Origin of the sequence: Massilia consociata (assembly GCF_042432755.1) — a bacterium.
Lineage (GTDB): Bacteria > Pseudomonadota > Gammaproteobacteria > Burkholderiales > Burkholderiaceae_D > Telluria > Telluria consociata.
In genome coordinates this window covers 129254-148149 of sequence record NZ_JBHLWP010000013.1, presented here as the reverse complement: position 1 = coordinate 148149, position 18896 = coordinate 129254, and the positions used below count along the sequence as shown (strand labels likewise).

At 65.2% G+C, this 18896-nt stretch carries 20 protein-coding genes; 11 read left to right on the top strand and 9 right to left on the bottom strand.

The window, feature by feature from the left end; all coding sequences use genetic code 11:
* Window positions 1-61 precede the first annotated feature (61 nt).
* The 4 genes from ACFFJK_RS14030 to ACFFJK_RS14015 all read right to left on the bottom strand — a co-directional run bounded on the left by ACFFJK_RS14030 (window position 62) and on the right by ACFFJK_RS14015 (window position 3256).
* Window positions 62-568: a Dps family protein gene (locus ACFFJK_RS14030; protein WP_379679925.1), complete on the bottom strand. Its 507-nt coding sequence runs from the start codon at window positions 566-568 to the stop codon at window positions 62-64.
* Window positions 569-835: 267 nt separating this feature from the next.
* Window positions 836-1495, bottom strand: coding sequence for a DVUA0089 family protein (locus tag ACFFJK_RS14025; RefSeq protein WP_379679924.1), 660 nt, complete (start codon window positions 1493-1495; stop codon window positions 836-838).
* 279 nt (window positions 1496-1774) lie between these two features.
* Window positions 1775-2728 carry an Hsp33 family molecular chaperone HslO gene (gene hslO, locus ACFFJK_RS14020; RefSeq protein WP_379679922.1) on the bottom strand — a complete coding sequence of 318 codons (954 nt, stop codon included), beginning with the start codon at window positions 2726-2728 and terminating at the stop codon, window positions 1775-1777.
* A 3-nt stretch (window positions 2729-2731) separates the two neighbouring features.
* On the bottom strand, window positions 2732-3256 hold the full coding sequence (locus tag ACFFJK_RS14015) for a gamma carbonic anhydrase family protein (RefSeq protein ID WP_379679921.1): 525 nt from the start codon (window positions 3254-3256) through the stop codon (window positions 2732-2734).
* 156 nt (window positions 3257-3412) lie between these two features.
* Here ACFFJK_RS14015 and ACFFJK_RS14010 point away from each other — a divergent pair, with 156 nt between their 5' ends.
* The 10 genes from ACFFJK_RS14010 to bamC all read left to right on the top strand — a co-directional run bounded on the left by ACFFJK_RS14010 (window position 3413) and on the right by bamC (window position 11792).
* Entirely contained in the window at window positions 3413-4306 is an 894-nt protein-coding gene (locus ACFFJK_RS14010) for an alpha/beta fold hydrolase (protein ID WP_379679920.1), read from the top strand.
* Between the two features lie 184 nt (window positions 4307-4490).
* On the top strand, window positions 4491-5162 hold the full coding sequence (locus ACFFJK_RS14005) for a hypothetical protein (RefSeq protein ID WP_379679919.1): 672 nt from the start codon (window positions 4491-4493) through the stop codon (window positions 5160-5162).
* 14 nt (window positions 5163-5176) lie between these two features.
* The gene (locus ACFFJK_RS14000) at window positions 5177-5725 is read left to right on the top strand and encodes a FlgO family outer membrane protein (protein WP_379679918.1); all 549 of its coding nucleotides are present in this window, start codon (window positions 5177-5179) and stop codon (window positions 5723-5725) included.
* A gap of 80 nt (window positions 5726-5805) precedes the next feature.
* Window positions 5806-6633 carry a 3',5'-nucleoside bisphosphate phosphatase gene (locus ACFFJK_RS13995; protein ID WP_379679917.1) on the top strand — a complete coding sequence of 276 codons (828 nt, stop codon included), beginning with the start codon at window positions 5806-5808 and terminating at the stop codon, window positions 6631-6633.
* Window positions 6634-6779: 146 nt separating this feature from the next.
* Window positions 6780-7655: a protease HtpX gene (gene htpX / locus ACFFJK_RS13990; protein ID WP_379679915.1), complete on the top strand. Its 876-nt coding sequence runs from the start codon at window positions 6780-6782 to the stop codon at window positions 7653-7655.
* Window positions 7656-7678: 23 nt separating this feature from the next.
* A complete protein-coding gene (locus ACFFJK_RS13985; RefSeq protein WP_379679914.1) occupies window positions 7679-8302 on the top strand; it encodes an L-threonylcarbamoyladenylate synthase in 624 nt (207 codons plus the stop codon).
* 75 nt (window positions 8303-8377) lie between these two features.
* Window positions 8378-9037, top strand: a complete 660-nt coding sequence (locus ACFFJK_RS13980) for a site-2 protease family protein (RefSeq protein ID WP_379679912.1) — start codon at window positions 8378-8380, stop codon at window positions 9035-9037.
* Window positions 9038-9044: 7 nt separating this feature from the next.
* The gene (locus ACFFJK_RS13975; protein WP_379679911.1) at window positions 9045-9638 is read left to right on the top strand and encodes a class I SAM-dependent methyltransferase; all 594 of its coding nucleotides are present in this window, start codon (window positions 9045-9047) and stop codon (window positions 9636-9638) included.
* 63 nt (window positions 9639-9701) lie between these two features.
* The gene (gene dapA, locus ACFFJK_RS13970) at window positions 9702-10583 is read left to right on the top strand and encodes a 4-hydroxy-tetrahydrodipicolinate synthase (protein ID WP_379679910.1); all 882 of its coding nucleotides are present in this window, start codon (window positions 9702-9704) and stop codon (window positions 10581-10583) included.
* Window positions 10584-10625: 42 nt separating this feature from the next.
* On the top strand, window positions 10626-11792 hold the full coding sequence (gene bamC / locus ACFFJK_RS13965; protein WP_379679908.1) for an NlpB/DapX family lipoprotein: 1167 nt from the start codon (window positions 10626-10628) through the stop codon (window positions 11790-11792).
* Window positions 11793-11971: 179 nt separating this feature from the next.
* Here the strand turns inward: bamC and ACFFJK_RS13960 are convergent, their stop codons facing one another.
* The 3 genes from ACFFJK_RS13960 to ACFFJK_RS13950 form a co-directional block, all read right to left on the bottom strand.
* On the bottom strand, window positions 11972-12250 hold the full coding sequence (locus ACFFJK_RS13960) for a hypothetical protein (RefSeq protein ID WP_379679906.1): 279 nt from the start codon (window positions 12248-12250) through the stop codon (window positions 11972-11974).
* Window positions 12251-12522: 272 nt separating this feature from the next.
* Window positions 12523-13002, bottom strand: a complete 480-nt coding sequence (locus ACFFJK_RS13955) for a DUF7931 domain-containing protein (protein ID WP_379679904.1) — start codon at window positions 13000-13002, stop codon at window positions 12523-12525.
* Between the two features lie 32 nt (window positions 13003-13034).
* Entirely contained in the window at window positions 13035-14156 is a 1122-nt protein-coding gene (locus tag ACFFJK_RS13950) for a JmjC domain-containing protein (RefSeq protein WP_379679903.1), read from the bottom strand.
* 90 nt (window positions 14157-14246) lie between these two features.
* Here ACFFJK_RS13950 and ACFFJK_RS13945 point away from each other — a divergent pair, with 90 nt between their 5' ends.
* Window positions 14247-14786, top strand: a complete 540-nt coding sequence (locus ACFFJK_RS13945; protein ID WP_379679902.1) for an FKBP-type peptidyl-prolyl cis-trans isomerase — start codon at window positions 14247-14249, stop codon at window positions 14784-14786.
* Between the two features lie 194 nt (window positions 14787-14980).
* Here the strand turns inward: ACFFJK_RS13945 and ACFFJK_RS13940 are convergent, their stop codons facing one another.
* Both ACFFJK_RS13940 and mutS read right to left on the bottom strand, forming a co-directional pair.
* A complete protein-coding gene (locus ACFFJK_RS13940) occupies window positions 14981-15913 on the bottom strand; it encodes a hypothetical protein (protein WP_379679900.1) in 933 nt (310 codons plus the stop codon).
* A gap of 35 nt (window positions 15914-15948) precedes the next feature.
* On the bottom strand, window positions 15949-18612 hold the full coding sequence (mutS, locus tag ACFFJK_RS13935; RefSeq protein ID WP_379679898.1) for a DNA mismatch repair protein MutS: 2664 nt from the start codon (window positions 18610-18612) through the stop codon (window positions 15949-15951).
* Between the last annotated feature and the right edge of the window lie 284 nt (window positions 18613-18896).

Genomic DNA, 18896 nt, shown 5'->3' with positions numbered 1-18896 from the left:
GCCCGCCATGAAAAAACGCGCCATCCGGCGCGTTTCTTCGTTCCGCATGCCAGTGGCGCAATCAGTCCGACGAGGCCTCGCCCTGCATCGCGCCGGCACCCTGTTCCAGGAAGGAACGCAGCATCCAGGCGTTCTTTTCGTGCACTTCCATACGGGTGGTCAGCATGTCGGCGGTCGGGAAGTCGTCCAGCTCGTCGGCCACCTTCACGCCGGCGCGCAGGGTACGGATCAGGGTTTCATTGCCTTCCACCAGCTGGCGGATCATTTCCTTGGCCGAGAGCACGTCCGGCTCTTCGGAGATGCTCGACAGTTCGGCATAGCGCTTGTAGGTCGCCGGCGCGAAGTGGCCCAGGGCCCGGATGCGCTCGGCGATATCGTCCAGCGCATTCCATTGCTCGGTGTACTGCTCCTCGAACATGACGTGCAGGGTCGAGAACATCGGTCCGGTCACGTTCCAGTGGAAATTGTGGGTCTTCAGGTACAGCATGTAGGCGTCCGCCAGCACGGTAGAGAGCGATTCGACGATCTTGGCGCGGTCTTCGGTGCTGATTCCAGTGTCCATGTGCATTGCGTGTTCCTCCTCGGGGTCAAAAGCGATAGTGTTCGTATGAAATCTGCAACACTGTCAGAGAGGCATCAGCTTAGCACCGGCGCGGAAATCGTGAAGCACGGTGCTCCGGTTCAAATCCGGGGCGTGGGAAGGCACGCATGGGTGGTGCACGGGAAGCGGGGAAGGCGAGGGCGCGGCATGCATTGTGTCGCTCGCCGCTGCGACTGCCGGCCTGCGGGCAGGTCGCCAGTCGCCTGAGGAAGCCCCGGGAGGGGCTTCGCGCAATTACGCCACCTGGCGCGCCTTGCGGCGGGAAGCGGCGAAGCCCGCCAGTCCGGCGCCCAGCAGCAGGAGTGAAGCCGGCTCCGGCACGTCGGTGCCGGCGTCCGGCGTGACGCCGATTTCCCGGATATTGGAGATCCGGCCGTCTTCCGCGGTCATCGTCAGGCGCCATGCGCCCCAGTTCTGGTCACCGATGAAACGGTCGTAAGGACGGTTCTTCTCGTAACCCTGCAGGGCTTCGTGCGCGAAATAGGTGCCTTGGCCAATGGTGATCATGTAGGTGCCGGCGGTGTAGAACGTGTAGCCACGCGCCGCGTCGAAGAAGTCGACCGAGCCGTCGGCCCGGCCGATCGAGCCAGTCGTATCGTCCGCGATGAACAAGGTATTGCCGGACGCGTCGAAGAGCATCATGTAGCTGTCGAAGCCGGTGATGAAGCCATCGCCATTGAGGTCGACGCCGGTGGATTCGCGCACCAGGGAGTCGAAGAACACGTAGGTGCCGGCGGTAACATCGAACGTGATACGCGAAATCTTCAGGTCGTTGGCGCGGCCGTCGCCATCGCCATCAAAGTTGTAGATCTTGCCGTTGATAACAGCTGCGCTTGCGATCGACGACATGGCAACACCAGCCAACAAAAACAATCCTGCAACAATCTTCCGCATTTCCTGCCTTAAAGTGAGGTTTAAAACCTTCTATAAAGCAAAACATATGCCAGATTTCAATTATTGATTAAAATCAATGGCTTGCAAGTAAGAATCTATCGGAGCGTGTTTGTTTGTAAAATTTCTCGACACCGGTCAGGACACATCCGGCCCGTGTCGACGAAGGGCCGGGCCTCAAGCGGTGTCATGCCGTGGCTGCATTTTTCACGATACGTGCGAAATCGGCCGCAAAACCGACGAATTCGCTACGCAGCGTGTTTTCTGCTCGGGGAAGCGCGCTCAGTTGATGCTGCCGCTGGGCGGCATCATGGTCTCGACCGGGGTATCGCTCGCGAACAGCTGGGCGCAATCCACCTTGTCGAAGGCGTAGTGCTTGCCGCAGAAGTCGCAGTTGATGCCCAGTTCGCCCAAGTCTTTCAGCGCCGCATCGACTTCCTGCTGGCCCAGCATCTTGAGCATGTTGCCGACCTTTTCGCGGGTGCAGCTGCAGTGGAATTGCGGATGCGCGGGCTCGAACACGCGGATGGTCTCTTCCCAGAACAGGCGCTTGAGCAGGGTTTCGATGGAGGTGGACAGCAGTTCCTCGCGCTTCAGGGTCTGGCCCAGCATCACGGCGCGGTTCCAGGTTTCCAGGTCTTCGGCTTCCGAGGCCTGCTTCTGCTGGTCGTCCTTGCCGCTGTGGCGCGGGAGCTTTTGCAGCAGCAGGCCGCGCGAGACCTGGTCGTCGGCCGCCAGCCACAGGCGGGTGTCCATCTGCTCGGAACGCAGCATGTAGTTCTCGATGACGGTCGCCATGTCCTCGCCGACGAGCGGCACCACGCCCTGGTAGGGCTGCTGGCCGGGCACCTTGTCGACCGGGTCGAGGGTGATCACGAAGCGGCCCTTGCCGTGCACATTGAACATCTGGCTGAGCGTCGCATCGTCGGCCAGTTCGGCGTCCGGCGCCAGTTTCGCGGTGGCGCGGATGCGCAGCTGGGCGTCGCACTCGACCACCAGCAGGCGCACCGGCCCGTCGCCGAAGATCTGCATCACGATGGCGCCGTTGAACTTCAGGTTGGCCGAGAGCAGGGCGCTGGCCGCCACCATCTCGCCGAGCGCGGCGCGTACCGCCTTCGGGTAGGCGTGCCGGGCCTGGATCTCGCGCCAGGTGTCGGAAATCTCGATCAGCTCGCCGCGGACGGCGGCGTTGTCGAAGATGAATTTTTGCAGGGTGTCGCGGGTTTCCGTAGTCATTCTTTATCCGATTTTCTTGAGCTGCGCCTTGAACAGCTGGCCGCGCGCCACGTAGCTCGCGGCGCTGGCCTGCAGGCGCAGCAGGTCTTCTTCCGTCAGGGTGCGCACGGCCTTGGCTGGCGAACCGAGGATCAGCGAATGGTCCGGGAAGTCCTTGCCTTCCGTGACCAGGGCACCGGCACCCACCAGGCAACCCTTGCCGATCCTTGCGCCATTCAGGATGACGGCCTGGATGCCGATCAGCGAGCCGTCGCCTACCGTGCAGCCGTGCAGCATGGCCTGGTGTCCGACGGTCACGTCCTTGCCGAGCACGAGCGGAAAGCCCATGTCGGTGTGCATGACCGTACCTTCCTGCACGTTGCTGTTTTCGCCGATGGTGATGCGTTCGTTGTCGCCGCGCAGGGTGGCGCCATACCACACCGAGGCATTCGCCTCGAGCGTGACCTTGCCGATCAGGGTTGCCGTATCGGCCACGAAGCTTGATGCGTCGATCTCGGGCGCATGCTCGCCCAGCTGGTAAATCGCCATGGATGTGCTCGCGGAAGGTTGATATGTCGCTATTGTAAACCCTGCGCCCGCCATCGTCCGGTCGGTGGAAGATGGGGCTGCCCAGCGGGATATCAAGCATGGGGTTATAATGCGAACGATCGTACTTTTTTGATCGACCCTTTTGTCCGAGGCAGCATGACACCTTCCCGTTCCGAATTCCTGACCATCCGCGGCCTGCGAACCTATGTGCGTCACTGGGGCCGCGAAGGCGCCCCCAAGATCTTCATGCAGCATGGCTGGATGGACGTGTCGGCCTCGTTCCAGTTCGTGGTCGATTGCCTGAAGGGCGACTGGCACGTGATCGCCTTCGACTGGCGCGGTTTCGGGCTGAGCGAGCGTGCGCACTCGGACACCTACTGGTTCCCGGATTACCTGGCCGACCTGGAGGCGGTGCTCGACCATTATGCGCCGGGCGAAGCGGTCAACCTGCTCGGCCACAGCATGGGCGGCAATATCGCCAGCCTGTATGCCGGCGTGCGACCGCAGCGCATCGCGAAGCTGATCAACCTCGAAGGCTTCGGCCTGCCGGCGACCCGTCCGTCGCAGGCGCCGGGACGCTTCGCCAAGTGGCTCGACGAGTTGCGCGCCAAGCCCGAGATGCGCGGCTATGCCAGCGTGGAGGAGGTGGCCGCGCGGCTGCAGAAGACCAATCCCCGCCTGCCGGCGGACCGTGCGGCCTTCTTGGCCGGGCACTGGTCTGCCAGGGATGCCGACGGCCAGTGGCGCATCCTGGGAGACCCGGCGCACAAGATGACCGGTCCGCTGCTGTACCACGCCGACGAGGTGCTGGCCTGCTGGACCCAGATCACGGCCCCGGTGTTGTGGGTCGAGGCCGAGGAGACCGAAATGTGGCGCTGGATGGGGCCGAAGGAGCAGGCGCGGGCGGAAATCGACCGGCGGCGCGAACACCTGGCCGACGTGACCGCGCGCATGATGCCGGGTGCGGGGCATATGCTGCACCATGACCAGCCGGAGCTGCTGGCGGCGATGGTCGAGGCGTTCCTGACGGGGGCCGAGGTTCCGGGCTGATCGGCTGAACCCCGATCCCGGCCTGCGCCGGGACGGGGTGCTCGAGTCATGTCCGAGGCCTCGCACCAACGTTGTAAGCACCCCTCACAAGGCAAGCCTGTAATTGCCCTACGGCAATGCCCGTGCTACAGTCGCTCTCCACATCGGCGCATCTGCGCCATCGAGACAGACTGACAGGATTCCCATGCAATTCCGAGCCGCCCTCGCGCTCGCCGGCGCACTGCTCATGGCAGGCTGCGCCGTCCCCCACACCCCGGCCCCGGTGGCCACCAACTTCCCGAGCACCCAGCAGGCCAGGCTGCAGGCCGCCGCCCACTGGGGCGTGATCGCGCGCCACATGGCGGGCCAGCTGGCGCCTTCGCTCAAGGTCAATGCGCGCCGCCCGCTGTACGTGACGTCGCAGCAGTCCTCGCCGTTCGCGCAGGGTGTGAGCAGCCACCTGGTCACGGCCCTGGTCAACGAGGGCTATATCGTGGTGAAGGTGCCGGACGCGAACACCTTGCGCATCGAACTCGACACCCAGGTGGTCGCGTTTTCGCCGGACCGCCCGCAATACAGGTTCGCCGGCGAGCGCACCGCGCTGGTGGCGAGCGCCTGGGTGCTGACCGGGATCGAGCAGACGGCCGAATGGCTGCTGAGCGCCGCCATCGCCGGCCGGGACGCCTATGCGTGGTTCCATTCGCAGTTCGCCACCGGCGCCACGCCAAAGACCGAGATCGTCGTCAACCTGTCGCTGGCCGACGACCAGCGCTACTATGCGCGCAGCACCTCGGTGTACTACACGACGGACAGTGACCGCGCCCTGTACGACGCGGCGCACCAGCCGACCCGGACCTTCGCGGTCCGCAACCATTGAGCGACAGGCCTGCCATGCGATCCACCTTCCTTCGCGCCGGCGTGCTTGCCATGACGCTGGTACTCGGCGCCTGCGCCACCAATCCGGAAGAAAGCACCGACTACACGGCGGTCTCGGCCAACGCCTTCGTGGCCGCCAACTACCGCGCCGCCGATGCGCTGGCCGGGCAACTGCGCGGCAAGCTGGCCGACGACAAGCCGCTGATCATGGCGACCATCGTCAACATCGATGCGCTGGACCAGACCTCGATGCTGGGCCGCCTGGTCTCGGAGCAGCTGTCCACGCGCCTGGCGCAGGGCGGCATGAGGATGCTGGAGCTGAAGCTGCGCAGCAGCATCTACCTCAAGCGCGGGCAGGGCGAGCTGATGCTCACGCGCGAGATCGGCGACGTGGCGCACGCCCACAACGCCCAGGCGGTGGTGGTCGGCTCGTACGCCGAGACGCGCGACGCGGTCTTCATCAACGTCAAGGTGATCCAGCCCACCACCAACCTGGTGCTCGCCGGCCACGACTACGTGCTGGCGAAAGAGGGCACGGTGCGCTCGATGCTGCAGTCCTACTGAGGCGGCAGCGCGGCAGCGCGGCGGGCAAATGGCGCGTACAATCATCGCTCCATCGCCTTCCTCACCACTCGCGCCGCACCATGAAAGCCGACCTTCACTGCCATTCCAACGTCTCCGACGGCGTGCTCGCGCCCGCCGCGGTGGCTGCCTACGCCCGCAAGGGCGGCGTCGACCTCTGGGCGCTGACCGACCACGACGAGGTCGGCGGCATCAAGGCGGCGCGCGCGGCGGCCGGCGAGCTCGGGATGCGCTTCGTGGCCGGCGTCGAGATCTCGGTGACCTGGGCCAACGAGACGGTGCACATCGTCGGCCTGCAGGTCGACGAGGACAACCGCCTTCTCGTCGAGGGCCTGGCCGCCACCCGCAACGGCCGCGAGGCCCGCGCCAGGGAAATCGCGGCCCAGCTGGAACAGGCCGGCATTCCCGGCGCCTACGACGGTGCGCTCAATTACGTCGGCAACCCGGACCTGATCTCGCGCACCCATTTCGCGCGCTACCTGGTCGAGCTCGGCGTGTGCGGCTCCACCACGGAAGTCTTCCGTAAATACCTTACGGAGGGCAAGCCGGGCTACGTACCGCACCGCTGGGCCACCCTGGAGCAGGCGGTCGGCTGGATCCGCGGGGCCGGCGGCATTCCCGTCATCGCCCACCCGGGCCGCTACAAGTTCGGCCCCACCGCCGAAGGGGCGCTGTTCGACGCGTTCCGCCAGCTCGGCGGCAATGCCATCGAGGTCGTCACCGGCAGCCATACGCCTGACCAGTACGGCACGTATGCCGAGATTGCGCGGCGCTACGGTTTCCTGGCCTCGCGCGGGACCGATTTCCATGCGCCGGGCGAAGCGCGGGTCGAGTTTGCCGAATTGCCGCCCTTGCCGGCCGGGCTGACCCCGGTTTGGCATGACTGGTAGGGTGGGCAAGCGTCCGGTATCGCATGGGCTGGTTGAACGCGCGGCCGGCGAAGCCGGCCACCCTGCCACGGCCGAGCCCTTGAATTCCCGGCCTTGCAGCCCAATCTTGGCAGCCTGACATCTTCAAGCTGCCAGGAGGCCCATTCATGAAACGCATCGTTCTCTTCCTTGCCACCAACCTCGCCGTGGTGCTGGTGGTGTCGCTCGTGCTCAACCTGCTCGGGGTGGGGCGTGCCGTCTCGGGGCAAGGGATCGATATCGGCGCGCTCGCCATCTTCTCGCTGGTCGTCGGCTTTACCGGCGCCTTCATTTCGCTGCTGATGAGCAAGCCGATGGCGAAGTGGACGACCGGCGCGCGCGTCATTGAAACGCCGGCCAACGGCACCGAGCGCTGGCTGGTCGACACCGTGCGCAAGCTGTCCGAGCGCGCCGGCATCGGCATGCCGGAAGTGGCCGTGTACGAGGGCGAGCCGAACGCGTTCGCCACCGGCGCCTTCAAGAATTCCGCGCTGGTGGCCGTGTCCACCGGCCTGCTGGCCAGCATGAACCAGGACGAGGTCGAGGCCGTGCTCGGCCACGAAGTCGCGCACATCGCCAACGGCGACATGGTAACGCTCACCCTGATCCAGGGCGTGGTCAACACCTTCGTCGTGTTCCTGGCGCGCGTGGTCGGCTATTTCGTGGACAAGCTGCTGTTTCGCAGCGAAGACCGCGGGCCCGGCGTCGGCTACATGATCACCGTGTTCGTCTGCGAGATCCTGTTCGGCATCCTCGCCTCGATCATCGTGGCCTGGTTCTCGCGCCAGCGCGAATTCCGGGCCGATGCCGGCGCCGCGAAGCTGATGGGCACCCCGGTGCCGATGCAGCACGCGCTGGCCCGCCTCGGCGGCCTGGTTCCGGGCGCGCTGCCCTCGTCGATGTCCGCTTCCGGCATTTCGGGCAGCGGCGGCGGCTGGGGCGCGCTGTTCTCCACCCACCCGCCGATGGAACAACGCATCGCCGCGCTGCAGGCGCTGCGCTGAGCGACCGACAAGAAAGGCTGCCGATGGCCCAATACTTCCAGATCCACCCCGAGAACCCCCAGCCTCGCCTGATCAAGCAGGCAGCCTCGATCATCGGCGCGGGCGGGATCGTCGCCGCGCCCACCGATTCGGCGTACGCGCTGGTCTGCCGCCTCGACGACAAGGGCGCGGTCGAGAAGCTGCGCCGCATCCGCGGCGTCGACGACAAGCACCACCTCACGCTGCTGGTGCGCGACCTGTCCGAGATCGCGCATTTCGCGCGCGTCGACAACACCCAGTACCGGCTGCTGAAGGCGACCATGCCGGGGCCGTACACCGTAATCCTCGAGGCGACGCGCGAAGTCCCGCGCCGCCTGTCGCACCCGTCGCGCAAGACCATCGGCGTGCGTGTGCCCGAGAACCACATCCTGCTGGCGCTGATCGAGGAACTCGGCGAGCCGCTGATCGGCACCACCCTGCAGCTGCCGGGCGACGACCACATGTTGTCCGATCCGGATGAGGTGCTGGAGCGCCTCGGCAAGCAGATCGAGCTCGTGATCGACGGCGGCGCCGGCACCCTGGAAGCCACCACGATCGTGGACCTGACCGGCGCCGTGCCGGAACTGGTGCGCGAGGGCAGGGGCGACCCGGCCGCGTTCGGGCTGTAGGGTGGCCGGCGGGCCGCAGGCCCGTCTTCAGCCTCTCCTAACTGCCGGGGTCCGCGCCTCTGATAAAATCCGGTAATGGATGAAATGATTCGGGCCGTTACGGTCTATGCTTTACCGCTGATCTTCGCAATCACCTTGCACGAAGCCGCCCATGCTTACGCGGCCAAGCGATACGGCGATGCCACCGCTTTTGTCGCAGGCCGCATGACGCTGGACCCGTTCAAGCACATCGACCCGTTCGGTACCGTCGCCATGCCCTTGCTGCTGTATTTCGGTACGCAGGGCGCATTCACCTTCGGCTATGCCAAGCCGGTTCCCGTCGATTTCGGCGCGCTGCGCAGTCCGCGCCTGCATTCGGCCCTGGTCGCATTCGCCGGGCCGGCGGCGAATCTCGTCATGGCGCTGGGCTGGCTGATACTGGCGACGATCCTGCTCAACCATTCGGGGCGGGGCGACTTCCTGCATGAGGTGTCGATCGCCGGCGTGAAGGTCAACCTGTTGATGTTCGCATTCAATCTCATCCCGATCCTGCCTCTCGACGGCGGACGTATCCTGAACAGCATGCTGCCGCGCCAGCTGGCGTACCGGTTCTCGCAACTCGAGCGCTATGGCTTCATCATCGTGCTGGCGCTGGTGTTCATGCGCATGCTGGATTTCTGGATCATCGGTTTGCAGAATATTGCCTTGCAAGTGCTACAGGTCGTGGCGCTTCCCCTGCAGTTGCTGTTCCGCTGACCGGCACATGAGCACGAACATCAATATGATGAGCTTGCCGGTCTCGCCCTGGGTGGCGCGCTTCGCGCCGCTGGCGAAGGGCGGCGAAGCGCTCGACCTTGCCTGCGGCAGCGGCCGCCATACGCGCCTGCTGGCCGCGCGTGGCATGCAGGTGCTGGCGCTGGACCGCAACGCGGAACTGCTGGCGCCGCTCGCCGGTCCAACTGTCCAGACGATGCAGCACGACCTCGAAGCCGAGGGCGCCGTATGGCCATTCGAACCGGGTCGTTTCGCGCTGATCGTCGTCACCAACTACCTGTACCGCCCGCTGTTTCCCCACCTGGCGCGGAGCCTGCGGCCGGACGGCGTCCTGGTCTACGAAACCTTCGCGCAGGGGAACCAGATCTACGGCAAGCCCTCGAATCCCGATTTCCTGCTGGCGCCGGGCGAACTCCTGGCGCTGGCGCAGCAAGGCGGGCTGCAGGTGCTGGCCTATGAAGACGGCCATGTGGACCGTCCGCACCCGGCACAGGTGCAGCGCCTGTGCGCGGCCGGCCCCGCCTATGCCAAAACCGAAGCGAAGCTCGACCACGAATCTCGACCATATTCTGGGTCCGAATGAACCATAGATGCGGTCGATCCGCTACAATCAGATTTTATTTACTCAATGGCACCGTCAACGCATATGATTAAGGGCAGTATCGTAGCAATCGTCACCCCGATGTTCGAGGACGGCAGTCTTGACCGCGACTCCCTGCGCAAGCTGATCGACTGGCACATCGCGGAAGGCACCGACGGCATCGTGATCGTCGGCACCACGGGCGAGTCCGCCACCGTCTCTCCCGACGAGCATGGCGAACTGATCAAGCTGGCGGTGGAACACGTCGCCGGCCGCATCCCGGTGATCGCCGGCGCTGGCGGCAACTCGACCGCCGAAGCCATCGCACTGACCCGGCACGCGAAGGAAGTCGGCGCCGACGCCTCGCTGCAGGTGGTGCCGTACTACAACCGTCCGACCCAGGAAGGCATGTACCGCCACTTCAAGGCCATCGCGGAAGCGGTCGACCTGCCGGTCATCCTGTACAACGTGCCGGGCCGCACCGTTGCGGACATGAACAACGAGACGGTGGCCCGCCTGGCGCCGATCGACAACATCATCGGCATCAAGGACGCAACCGGCAACATCGGCCGCGGCATCGAGCTGCTGCGCATGGTCGACAAATCCTTTGCCGTGTACTCGGGCGACGACCCGACCGCCATGGCGCTGATGTTCTGCGGCGGCGCCGGCAATATCTCCGTGACCGCCAACGTCGCCCCGCGCGCAATGCACGAACTGTGCGTCGCGGCGATGGCCGGCGACATCGCGAAAGCGGTCGAGATCAACAACCGCGTGCTCGACCTGCACGCCCGGCTGTTCGTCGAGCCGAACCCGGTGCCGGTCAAGTGGGCCCTGGCCGAGATGGGCAAGATCCCGTCCGGCCTGCGCCTGCCGCTGGCCCCGCTGTCGTCCTCGTACCACGAGACCGTGCGCGGCGCACTGGCCCAGGCGGGCCTTCTCCCGTCCTGAACCCGCAAGGGTTCGGGTTCCTAGTACCTGACATCGAACGACATGACTATTCGCAACAACAAGACCCTGGTTTCCGCTCCCGCCGCCGCGCGCGTGCTGACGCTCGGCGCCGTCGCGCTGAGCCTGGCGGCCTGCACCACCATCTTCGAATCGGACAAGGTCGACTACCGCGGCGCCAAGAAAGCCGCGGCACTGGAAGTTCCGCCTGACCTGACCGCGCTCCAGCGCGACAACCGCTATGCCGTCCCGGACGGCAAGGGCGTGGCCACCGCATCGGGCTTCCAGCAGCAGATGGGGGCGCAGAATGCACAGGGCGCGGCGCCGATGGCAGGTTCGATGCAGCCGATCGGCCCGGTGTCGACCGATGCCGTCAGCGTCCAGCGCGCCGGCGACCAGCGCTGGCTGGTGGTCAAGCAGACCCCGGAACAACTGTGGCCGCAGCTGCGCCAGTTCTGGGAAAACCAGGGCTTCGCCATCGAGACCGAGTCGGCAACCACCGGCACGATGGAAACCAACTGGGTCGAGAACCGTTCCAAGATCCCACAGGACTTCATCCGCAATGCCTTGGGCCGGGTGTTCGACCGCGCCTATTCGACCGGCGAGCGCGACAAGTTCCGCACCCGCCTGGAGCGCCTGCCGGACGGCTCCACCGAGATCTACATCAGCCACCGCGGCGCCGAGGAAGTGCTGCAGGGCGCGCAGAAGGAAACGACGATCTGGACCGTGCGCCCGAACGACCCGGGCCTGGAGTCGCAGTTCCTGGGTCGCTTGGTGGCTCAGCTGACTGGTGTCAAGGAAACCAAGCAGGCCGAAACCATGGTCGCCAACGCACCGGTGGCGGCGCCGAACGCCGCGCTGGTGGGCAGTGCCGTGCAACTGAACGAAGGTTTCGATCGCGCATGGCGCCGCGTCGGCCTGGCGCTGGACCGCGTCGGCTTCACCGTGGAAGATCGCGACCGCGTGCAGGGCGTTTATTTCGTGCGCTACGTCGATCCGGACGCCGTCAACCAGGAAGGCTTCTTCAAGCGCCTGTTCACCTTCGGCGGCGCCGACGACAAGGCCAAGGAAGCGCAGCGCTACCGCGTGATCGTGAAGGGCGCACAGGATGCGGCAAGCAGCGAAGTGACCGTGCAGACCAATGACGGCAAGCAGGAAACCGGCGCGACCGGTGCGAAGATCCTGAAGTTGCTGACGGATGAGCTGAAGTAAGCGGTTTGTTCGCTTCCATGAAAAACCGGCCTGGATGGCCGGTTTTTTTACGTCCGCAGTGCACGCTGGACGCGAGACCCGGCCTGCGCCGGAACCCCGGTCGCGCGCCCATCGATCACGCCAAACGATGGGCGAAAAAAAACCGGCCCGCAGGCCGGTTCTGAATCAGATCGTTCTGATTACTTGGTTGCAGCAGCGTCAGCAGCTTGCGAAGCAGCCTGCGAAGCAGCAGCGGCAGCGTCAGCAGCGGTCGAAGCAGCGTCAGCAGCAGCAGCAGCGTCAGCCGGAGCGGTGGTAGCAGCAGCGTCGGTGGTGACAGCAGCGTCGGTGGTAGCGGCAGCGTCGGTAGCAGCCGGTGCTTCAACAGCAGCCGGAGCGGCCGGAGCGGCGTCTTCCTTCTTGCTGCAAGCAGCCAGAGCAACGGCCATCAGGGAAACGATCAGCAGGGATTTTTTCATGATTTTCCTTAATATTTACAAAAGTAAAGTACTGCTTGTTTGAATAATAATTACCGGTAATTATTGCTCAGAGGAATTCTCGTGCTTTCGCTTAAAGCAATACTGCCAGACTGGCAACGGAACCTTCCTGACCTGATATTATAGCCAAATTTACTGAATCGCAATAGCGAAGTCATGCCTCGGCGAAAGTAATTTGCGGTCTAACAAGCTTCATATTGTTACAAGATGCAACGACCAAACTGGGCAAACAGTCACATCCATGCCTATAACGCTTACAAGCCTGTTATGGTTGACTGCAAGACAGTTTTTGATTCTTCCCAGATGGCATCGAAGCGGTGGCGCGGCAGTTCGGTCGCGTCTGGCGAGGCGAAAGCCGCTTCGCCACGCAAATGGTCGCTGTGGAAACGCCGCACTACATGCAGGTCGTCGGCGATGCAGAAGGAATCGGTCAGGGTGCGCAACCCCTTGGGCGTGACGCGGCACTCGACCTGGTGGCTGTAGTCCCGGACCAGCCGCAGGAAGCGCGGGTAGTGGCGTTCGATATGCGTCGGCGTGTGCATCGCCAGGCGCAGCGCGGCGCTGCGCGCGAGGAGGGATCGTAGCGCCGCTTCGGTGTCGGGCGTCCCGAGGGGAAAGATCGCAAAGTCCGGATCGAACAGGTCCAGGCGCGTGCGGGCGGCGGCCAGGCAGGCGCCGAACTGTGTGCCGAATTCGCGGCGGGTATCGAAACGCATCGTCGTCGGTTCCTGCATGGCAGCTCCCCGCTGTCGTTTGCCGGTCTTCCTCAGCCCAGTTCGACCCAGCCGTCCTGGTACCAGGTGTACAGCGCTTCGAGCACGTCGTCGGTGGCGCCGGCGAGCATCGCGCCCTCCAGCCGGCGCGCGTTGGCCAGCACGTCCAGCACGGCCTTGTCGGCGCGGCCGACGGCGAAGGACTCGCCGTTGATGAACACGTTCTTGCCGCGGTAGAGCATCAGGGTCTTGCTCGAGAGCTTCAGCCCCTTTTTGCTTGCGGTCTCCATGAAGCGGCCCACCGTCAGCGGCTTGGCCGGGCCGGTGAAGAACACGTTGTGCTTCGGCTCGGAGAGGTATTCGCCCAGGAAGATGGTCACGTCTTCTTCGTCCCAGCGCACCTTGTTGAGTTCCTCGGCGATGGTGGACAGCATCTCGCGCGGGATCTCGGCCGGATTCTTCGCCGGCGCCAGCTGCGGGTCGGCATAGCGGCCGGGCAGGTCGATCGAATCGGCCATGAATTGCAGGAAGGCTTCGCCCAGTTCCTGGAACGAGGGCGAGCGGAAGCCGATCGAGTAGGTCATGCATTCGCCTTCGGCGACGCCGTCGTGGGCGTAGTGCGGCGGCAGGTAGAGCATGTCGCCCGGCTCGAGAACGAATTCCTGTTCCGGCTCGAAGTTGGCCAGGATCTTGAGCGGCAGGCCGTCGACCAGGGTGAGATCCTGCTGGGCGCTGATGCGCCAGCGGCGCTTGCCCTGCGCCTGCAGCAGGAACACGTCGTAGGAATCGAAGTGCGGGCCGACGCCGCCGCCGTCGCTGGCGTAGCTGATCATCAGGTCGTCGAGGCGCGCGTCCGGCACGAAGCGGAACTGGCGCAGCAGTTCGTCGGCGCGTTCATCGTACAAGTTGGCGCCCTGGACCAGCATCGTCCATTCGCGCTCGGTCCGGGCCGGCAATTCGGCCAGCGGGCCGTGCTGCATGTCCCACTGGCCGTCACGCAGGGTGACCAGGCGCGATTCGACATGGTTTTGCCTGGCCAGTTCGGCCAACTTGTCGAATTTCAGGAGCGGCTTGAAGCCGGGAATGGCCTGGCGGATCAGCAGCGGTTTTTTATGCCAGTAATCGCGCAGGAACTGTGCGGGAGTAATATCCCCAAGAAGCTGTAATTTTTTCATGCGCCATTATATCAACGCAAATGCGCCAGCCGGGCATGGGCGGCTGGCCGGTAGGGGTATAATCCGCAGCTTACAACGAAAGGATCTGCGATGAAGATTGCCAAGAATACGGTCGTGACGGTCAACTACAAACTGTCGGACGCCCAGAACAACCTGATCGAGGAGGGCTCCCAGCCGATGGTGTACCTGCACGGCGGCTACGAAAACACCCTGCCGAAAATCGAAGAAGAACTCGACGGCAAGGAAGCCGGCTATTCGTCGATGCTGCAAGTCGAGCCGGAAGACGCGTTCGGCGACTACGATCCTGCGCTGGTGAAGGTCGAAGACCGCAAGCGCCTGCCGGAGCCGCTCGAAGTCGGCATGCAGTTCGAAGGCGTGGCCGAAGGTGTCGACGAGGAGCCGACCATCTTCACCGTGACCGACATTGCCGATGACAAGGTCGTCCTCGACGGCAACCACCCGCTGGCCGGCATGGCCCTGCGTTTCGAGCTGTCGGTGGTCGACGTGCGCGCCGCAACCGACGAGGAAATCGCACACGGCCACGTGCATGGCCCGCATGGCCACCATCACCACCAGGAAGAGATGGAAGACAGCGAGCCGGGCGACCATTTCCGTAGCCAGCGGCTGTAATTTCCGTGCGCCTGGGGTGCCCTGTGGCGCCGCAGGCGCGCGTCGAACCTGGGTTCCCGCCTGCGCGGGAATGACGTGCTGACGTCGGCGATGAAGCTACGCTGACGCATTATTCGGCACACAGCCGTTGACCCGTCGTGCCTGCCACTGGCATCGTTCCGCCCCGGTTTGCATGAGCAGCCGCTTGCAAGCGCTCAGCGCACCGCCTCCCCCAGCCTGAACACATTCTTGCCGGTCCCCGCCACGCGCACCTCCACCGCGTGCGCCCCGACCGACAGGTGTCCCAGGTTCCCGCGCCATTCGATTGCCGGCTGTGCATCCTTGGGCAGTCCCGCGCTGTCGATCACCAGCACCTGCCCGTTGAACTTCGCCGCGCGCAGCTGCACCTGGCGGCGCGCCTCGGCGAACCCGTCATGGCCGGACGGCGCGCGCTGCAGCAGGGCACGCAGGCCGTTGGCCGGCTGCAGCAGCGGCTGCATGTTCCCCTCCGCAAACAAAACCACGGCATCCACCTTGTCCTGTTTGGCGATCGCGAACAGGCGGTTGAGCCAGAACCGGTTGGCGACCAGCCGGTCCTCGTACTCGCTGTTGCGCCCGGCCGCCGGCAGGTAGTGGTTGTTGGCTGCCGGCAGGTTGATCGTGGCATACATCACATTGCCGACCTGCCAGTGCGCGTTCTCGGCATAGCTGCGAAAGCGCGGGCTGCTCGACAGGCGCGTGACCGGCAGTTTCTCCTTGCCGAGCGAGGACGGCTCGCCGTAGAACAGCTCGCGCAGCCGGTGCAGGCGTTCGATGGCATTCGTGCGGCCGGCCGAGTTGCGGCAGCCGGTCCAGTCGTTCCCGGTCAACGACAGGATCACGGGGCGCCTGGCCTTGTCGAACAGGTTGCGCCGTTTCTGGTACAGCCGGTCGCCGCAGGATTCGTCCGGCCCCTTGATGCCGGTGACCACGAGGAAGGCGAGATCGTCGTCCTTCGCATTGTCCAGCACGGCCTTGAGCGCCGCTTCGCCGCCTTCGGCCGCGCGGTGTCCGACGATGCCAAACCGGTGTGCATGCTCGTCCTTTTCCTGCTCTTTCTTCTTGTCGCGCGCCAATGCCGGGCCGATGGCAACGGCGGCCGCGAGCAACGTAGCGAAGAGGAGGACGGGACGGCGCGCCGGCATCAGGCTGCGAGCCGTTTCAGCTCGTAGAGCCGTTCGAGCGCTTCGCGCGGGCTCAGGGCATCCGGGTCGATGGCGGCCAGCGCGTCCAGCAGTTCACCCCGGGCGGCGTCCTGCGCCTGGTCCGGCGCCGGCGCCGCGTCCGCCGGCTCGTCGCAGGGCGCGGCGAACAGGTCGAGCTGCGGCGTCGCGTCCAGCGCCTGCGATTCCAGGCGCGCCAGGTGCTTGCGCGCGGCACGGATCACGGCGGGAGGCACGCCCGCCAGCTGCGCCACCTGCAGGCCGTAGCTCTGCGAAGCCGGACCGTCCTGCACCGCATGCAGGAACACGATGCTGTCCTTGTGCTCGACTGCCGAGAGGTGGACGTTGACGGCGCTCGGATGGGTTTCCGGCAGCTGGGTCAGCTCGAAATAATGGGTCGCGAACAGCGTGAAGCTGCGGCTGGTCTCGATCAGGTGGCGCGCGATGGCCCAGGCCAGCGCCAGGCCGTCGAACGTGGAGGTGCCGCGTCCCACTTCGTCCATCAGCACCAGCGAATGCTCGGTGGCGCCGTTCAGGATCGCGGCCGATTCGGTCATCTCCACCATGAAGGTCGAGCGGCCGTTGGCCAGGTCATCGCTGGCGCCGATGCGGGTAAAGATGCGGTCGATCGGGCCGATCGTCGCGCTGGTGGCCGGCACGTAGCTGCCCACGTAGGCCAGCAGCGTGATCAATGCCACCTGGCGCATGAAGGTCGATTTACCGCCCATGTTCGGGCCGGTGATGAGGAGCATGCGGCGGTCGTTCGACAAGCGGCAGTCATTGGCGATGAAGCGCTCGATCTGGTTTTCCACCACCGGGTGGCGGCCTTCGACGATGGTGAGGCAGGGCTCGTCCACCAGCTGAGGCGCGCACCAGTTGTTGCGCACGGCGTGGCTGGCCAGCGCCACCAGGGTGTCGAGCTGGGCCAGGCCGCCGGCGACCGACTGCAGGCAGGCGATGAAGGGGGCGAGGTCGCCCAGCAGCCCGTCGTACAGCATCTTCTCGCGCGCCAGCGCGCGGTCCTGGGCCGACAACGCCTTGTCCTCGAAGGCCTTGAGTTCCGGCGTGATGTAGCGCTCGCAGTTCTTCAGGGTCTGGCGGCGGCGGTAGTCTTCCGGCACCTTGTCGGCCTGGCCGTTGGTAACCTCGATGTAGAAGCCGTGCACGCGGTTGTACTCGACGCGCAGGTTGGCGATGCCGGTGCGGGCGCGCTCGCGCGCCTCCAGGTCGACCAGGAACTGGCCGGCGTTCTCGGACAGCGCGCGAAGCTCGTCGAGTTCGGCGTCGAAGCCGCGCGCGAACACGCCGCCGTCGCGCACCATCACGCTCGGCTCTTCCATGATCGCGCGGCTGAGCAGGTCGAGGCAGGCCTCCGGCGGGGCGAGCAGGTCGTGGATCTCGCGCAGCAGGGACGTATCACCCGGGACGAAGCAGCGCGCCACCCCCTCGCGCAGTGCCGGCAGCTGCTTCAGGCCGTCGCGCAGGCAGGACAGGTCGCGCGGGCGCGCCGACAGCAGGGCGATGCGCGTGGTGATGCGCTCGATGTCGGGCACGTTTGCCAGCGTGCTGGACAGGCCGCCCATGGCGTCGGCCTGCGCCAGTGCCGCGATCGCCTCGTGGCGCGAGCGCGCCATTGCCTGGTTGCGCCGCGCATGGTGCAGCCAGTGGCGCAGCATGCGCGAACCCATCGCGGTGCGGCATCCGTCCAGCAGCGAGAACAGGGTCGGCGCTTCCTGGCCGCGGATGGTCTCGGTCAGTTCCAGGTTACGGCGCGTGGCCGCGTCCAGCCCGATGTATTCGTTTTCCGTCTCGCAGGCCAGGCTCTTGACGTGTCCCAGGGATCGCCCCTGGGTCGACTGGGCATAGCGCAACAGCGCGCCGGCCGCGCCGAAAGCGGCGCCCATGCCGTCGGCGCCGAAGCCGGTGAGGGTGGCCACGCCCAGCTGGTCGAGCAGCGACTGGTGGCCCTTGAGCACGTCGAAGTGCCACTCCGGCACGCGGTTGGTGTGCGCCACCGGCTCGGCTTCAAACAGGTCGGCGCAATCTGCGCGCAGGATCTCGGCCGGCGAGATGCGTTCGAGTTCATGCGCGAGGCGCGCTTCGGCCGCGCGCACGTCGCCAGAGAATTCCATCAGGCGCAGCACGCCGCTGGCCAGCGACAGCCAGGCCAGGCCGACGGTGACGTTCTTGCGCTGTGAGAGGAGGCACATGGCCAGCAGCGGGCGGTCGGCCTTTTCCGGCAGCAGGTCGCTGTCGGTCAGGGTTCCCGGGGTAACGACGCGCACCACCTTGCGCTCGACCGGACCCTTGGAGAGGGCCGGGTCGCCGATCTGTTCGCAGATCGCACAGGATTCGCCGATCTTGACCAGCTTGGCCAGATAGCCGTCGAGCGAGTGGAAGGGCACGCCGCACATCTTGATCGGCTGGCCGTTCGACGTGCCGCGCGCCGTCAGCGTGATGCCGAGCAGGCGTGCCGCTTTTTCCGCGTCGTCGTGGAACAGCTCGTAGAAATCGCCCATGCGGTAGAACACCAGCATGGTGGGGTAATCGGCCTTGATGCGCAGGTATTGCGCCATCATGGGAGTGACTTTTTCCGCCGGGCTGCTCTTGATGGCGGCGGCGTTGATTTCGTTGGGAGCGTTCATCTCTTCGGTGGTCGTGCGGCAAAGCGGGGGGCGGAGCCAGAGCTCGACATTTTACCAAGATCGGACAGGCCGGAGCGGAGTACGGACAATCCAAGGGCCGCTGTGTTGCCCCGGCGCTTGGAACCTATCCCAGCAGGGAGGAGAAAGTTGTCGAAAAAATTTACATCGTGCACGGGTTCGCGCCGTTTCATTTCTCTAACTCATTGTATTTGCGAAACATTGTTTTTTGGCATGAAGATTGCTAACTGTTGGTTACTGGCGTGACAAGCCATTTGCTTTAATAA

Excerpts from the sequence above, each read along its gene's own strand:
- ACFFJK_RS14030 (WP_379679925.1), bottom strand. The coding sequence starts at position 568 with ATGCACATGGACACTGGAATCAGCACCGAAGACCGCGCCAAGATCGTC.
- ACFFJK_RS14025 (WP_379679924.1), bottom strand. The coding sequence starts at position 1,495 with ATGCGGAAGATTGTTGCAGGATTGTTTTTGTTGGCTGGTGTTGCCATG.
- hslO (WP_379679922.1), bottom strand. The coding sequence starts at position 2,728 with ATGACTACGGAAACCCGCGACACCCTGCAAAAATTCATCTTCGACAAC.
- ACFFJK_RS14015 (WP_379679921.1), bottom strand. The coding sequence starts at position 3,256 with ATGGCGATTTACCAGCTGGGCGAGCATGCGCCCGAGATCGACGCATCA.
- ACFFJK_RS14010 (WP_379679920.1), top strand. The coding sequence starts at position 3,413 with ATGACACCTTCCCGTTCCGAATTCCTGACCATCCGCGGCCTGCGAACC.
- ACFFJK_RS14005 (WP_379679919.1), top strand. The coding sequence starts at position 4,491 with ATGCAATTCCGAGCCGCCCTCGCGCTCGCCGGCGCACTGCTCATGGCA.
- ACFFJK_RS14000 (WP_379679918.1), top strand. The coding sequence starts at position 5,177 with ATGCGATCCACCTTCCTTCGCGCCGGCGTGCTTGCCATGACGCTGGTA.
- ACFFJK_RS13995 (WP_379679917.1), top strand. The coding sequence starts at position 5,806 with ATGAAAGCCGACCTTCACTGCCATTCCAACGTCTCCGACGGCGTGCTC.
- htpX (WP_379679915.1), top strand. The coding sequence starts at position 6,780 with ATGAAACGCATCGTTCTCTTCCTTGCCACCAACCTCGCCGTGGTGCTG.
- ACFFJK_RS13985 (WP_379679914.1), top strand. The coding sequence starts at position 7,679 with ATGGCCCAATACTTCCAGATCCACCCCGAGAACCCCCAGCCTCGCCTG.
- ACFFJK_RS13980 (WP_379679912.1), top strand. The coding sequence starts at position 8,378 with ATGGATGAAATGATTCGGGCCGTTACGGTCTATGCTTTACCGCTGATC.
- ACFFJK_RS13975 (WP_379679911.1), top strand. The coding sequence starts at position 9,045 with ATGAGCACGAACATCAATATGATGAGCTTGCCGGTCTCGCCCTGGGTG.
- dapA (WP_379679910.1), top strand. The coding sequence starts at position 9,702 with ATGATTAAGGGCAGTATCGTAGCAATCGTCACCCCGATGTTCGAGGAC.
- bamC (WP_379679908.1), top strand. The coding sequence starts at position 10,626 with ATGACTATTCGCAACAACAAGACCCTGGTTTCCGCTCCCGCCGCCGCG.
- ACFFJK_RS13960 (WP_379679906.1), bottom strand. The coding sequence starts at position 12,250 with ATGAAAAAATCCCTGCTGATCGTTTCCCTGATGGCCGTTGCTCTGGCT.
- ACFFJK_RS13955 (WP_379679904.1), bottom strand. The coding sequence starts at position 13,002 with ATGCAGGAACCGACGACGATGCGTTTCGATACCCGCCGCGAATTCGGC.
- ACFFJK_RS13950 (WP_379679903.1), bottom strand. The coding sequence starts at position 14,156 with ATGAAAAAATTACAGCTTCTTGGGGATATTACTCCCGCACAGTTCCTG.
- ACFFJK_RS13945 (WP_379679902.1), top strand. The coding sequence starts at position 14,247 with ATGAAGATTGCCAAGAATACGGTCGTGACGGTCAACTACAAACTGTCG.
- mutS (WP_379679898.1), bottom strand. The coding sequence starts at position 18,612 with ATGAACGCTCCCAACGAAATCAACGCCGCCGCCATCAAGAGCAGCCCG.